We start from the raw sequence: 2,701 nt of genomic DNA on the forward strand, positions 1-2,701 counted from the left end.
CCTGAAGAGATTCTGGAACGTCAAGCACTAAACGATATTTTCAGTGAAGGGTTTGCAGAATTTGCAGATGATGAAATTGATGCTGCTGAGCATATCTTCGACTCAAACAAACCCGCTGTTTTACCTGTAGAAGGTATTGAACTTAAAAGTTACTTAGCTGAACTTGAAATTTGTTTAATTGAACAAGCGCTAGAGCGTAATGATAATGTGGTAGCGAGAGCTGCTGAGGTGTTAGGCGTCCGTCGAACCACACTTGTAGAAAAAATGAAAAAATATAACTTAACAACAAACCAATAAGAGCCCCTTTCTTCTTGGCTGATTGAAAAATAATTTCAGTCAGCTTTGCCTCTTCTCAGTCAAGCACTAATAAAGCCTCTTTCGTATTAAGTATAAATTTTATTGAATTAAACTGTAATAATTGTTAATTTTTTGTATCGTAGTAACGAGAGTTATATTTTTAAGGTTGGTGGTATGAAACAATTTACAATGATGGCAGTAGTCGTGCTGTCTTTAGCTGGATGCGGTGATCCGGACAGTTTAGATAATATTGAGTTTGTTAAACGCAATCTTGAAAATAAAAATTTACATGAAAAATTGCTTACTATTCAATTAACCAAAGATCGCTCTGAAAAACACAAAACGCTTTATCAACAAATTAGTACGAGTTATAACTTACTAGAACAAAGTAAAACCGAAAAAGATCGCTTTTCGTCATATCACAGTGGCTTTTTAGCGCGAAGTGCTTATTACACCGATGAAGCTGACTATCAAGCTGTTGTGAGTGCGAAAAAATTAGAAGATGTAACAGGATTATACCGCCGTTTAGAACCTTATTTTAAAACTGAAAAAGCAGCCGATTTTATTTACAGTACTTCAGCCGATACATGGGATATCTACTCTGTTATCCAACAGGTAAAATACAATGCACAAGTATTACATGCAGTTAATGAAGGAAATAACGTAAAAAAGGGCAATAACAATCCCGAATTAAGAAAATGGCTCGATAAAGCAATTTCACGTCAATATCAAGAATTGCAAGAGATTGTTTATATCTTGGTGCAGGCAAGTGAAACAGATAAAGAAGTGTTTTACGCTGATAAAAAACAAATTGAACAGGATGCAGACCGTATTTTAGCCGGGGTTAGAGCTGAAAAGGCTAGACAAATGCTCAAGCCAGATATGTATGCATGGCAGCAAAAAAACCTGTGGCGTTATGAGTTGGTGAATAACACCTGTATGGTTCTTGATGAAAAAATTCGTGAATATGAAATTGCCAAAGACTGTCATAGGTTGCTAAAAGCCTATGAAGGCTACACAATTGAGCCGGATGAATTTTCTAACTTTGCAGCAAAGTCACGCATTGCGCGTAATAATCTTGCTGCTGTAACAAAAGAATTGAAAGAGCGGTACAATTACAGTGAAAAAGTGCAAAAAGTAGCGCTCAAACCAAACGAACAACTCAATGCGTTGATGATATCTTTGAAAAAAGATATGTATCGTGCAACCCCCAATATTGGGTTACTTTAAAAAGAAGCGGCTACAGCCGCTTTTTTTATGTCATTTATTCAATCAGTTGTTATGATACGTTCTCTGTACTTTTTTAGAGTAGGTGTAGTTTGAATTCATATTATCCAATAGGCATTCCTGGTCAAAAGTGGAATGAAAGCGAAAAATCACAGTGGTTAAATCTTCAAAACAAAAAACGTGATTATCATCAATTAGTTGTTTCTCAGATTAATGCGTTAGAAGCTGATTTTCAGATTGAGCAATATGGTGAGCTGCCTTATGGTGACAATTTAGTGTTATTTGCTTTACGCTCTAAGTTTTGGCAGCAGAATAAACCAGTTGTTCTAATTACTGGTGGTGTTCACGGTTATGAAACAAGCGGAGTTATGGGGGCGCTAACGTTTGCGAAAGATAAAGCAAAAGCGTACCTAGATGAATTTAATTTCGTTATTTTGCCTTGTATTAGTCCTTGGGGTTTTGAAACGATTAACCGTTGGAATGTGTATGCTGTTGACCCAAATCGTTCATTTTTTAAGAATTCACCAGCACCAGAATCACAAGCGGTATTAGATTATCTAACCAAATTGAATTGTGATTTCTTAATGCACATTGATTTACATGAAACAACTGATACAGATAATTCGGAGTTTCGTCCAGCACTTGCTGCGCGAGATGGTGTTGAACATAGTAACTGGAATATTCCGGATGGTTTTTACCTTGTCGGTGATTCAAAACGACCTGAGGCAGCTTTTCAAACAGCCATTATAAAATCAGTTGAAAAAGTGACGCATATTGCCCCAGCAGACGAAAATGGCGAATTGATTGGGGTGGCTATCGAACAGTTTGGTGTTTGCAATTATGACTGCAAAGGATTATCGCTGTGCGCTGGTATTACCGATGCGAAATTTGTCACAACTACAGAAGTGTATCCTGATAGCCCAAAATCTGATGAGCAAAATTGTATTGATGCACAAGTTGCCGCAATTTGTGGCGGTTTGAATTACCTTCAATCTTTATAGCTGAGGGCTGAGGTGGCCACTTATTACCCAAATTACACAGATAAATAACACGGGATGAGTGAGCGCATCGAAACACTAGGTGCGGTTATTGAAAAGCTGTAAGGAATATAAAATGAATTTGATTAAAAATGCGTGTTTGTTTAGCGTTGTTTCAGTAATAAGTGCCTGTAGCACAG

General features: G+C 37.0%; 3 protein-coding genes. All 3 read left to right on the top strand.

Going from position 1 to position 2,701, the window contains the following annotated elements; genetic code table 11:
* Nucleotides 1–297: helix-turn-helix domain-containing protein (locus tag ABYD77_RS18665; RefSeq protein WP_372771599.1), on the top strand; the 297-nt coding region annotated here is incomplete at its 5' end.
* 174 nt (nucleotides 298–471) lie between these two features.
* Nucleotides 472–1,527, top strand: a complete 1,056-nt coding sequence (locus tag ABYD77_RS18670; RefSeq protein ID WP_372771600.1) for a hypothetical protein — start codon at nucleotides 472–474, stop codon at nucleotides 1,525–1,527.
* Between the two features lie 89 nt (nucleotides 1,528–1,616).
* The gene (locus tag ABYD77_RS18675; protein WP_372771601.1) at nucleotides 1,617–2,525 is read left to right on the top strand and encodes a M14 family metallocarboxypeptidase; all 909 of its coding nucleotides are present in this window, start codon (nucleotides 1,617–1,619) and stop codon (nucleotides 2,523–2,525) included.
* The last annotated feature ends 176 nt before the right edge of the window (nucleotides 2,526–2,701 follow it).

It is taken from the genome of Pseudoalteromonas sp. (assembly GCF_041629635.1).
Lineage (GTDB): Bacteria > Pseudomonadota > Gammaproteobacteria > Enterobacterales > Alteromonadaceae > Pseudoalteromonas.

Excerpts from the sequence above, each read along its gene's own strand:
- ABYD77_RS18670 (WP_372771600.1), top strand. The coding sequence starts at position 472 with ATGAAACAATTTACAATGATGGCAGTAGTCGTGCTGTCTTTAGCTGGA.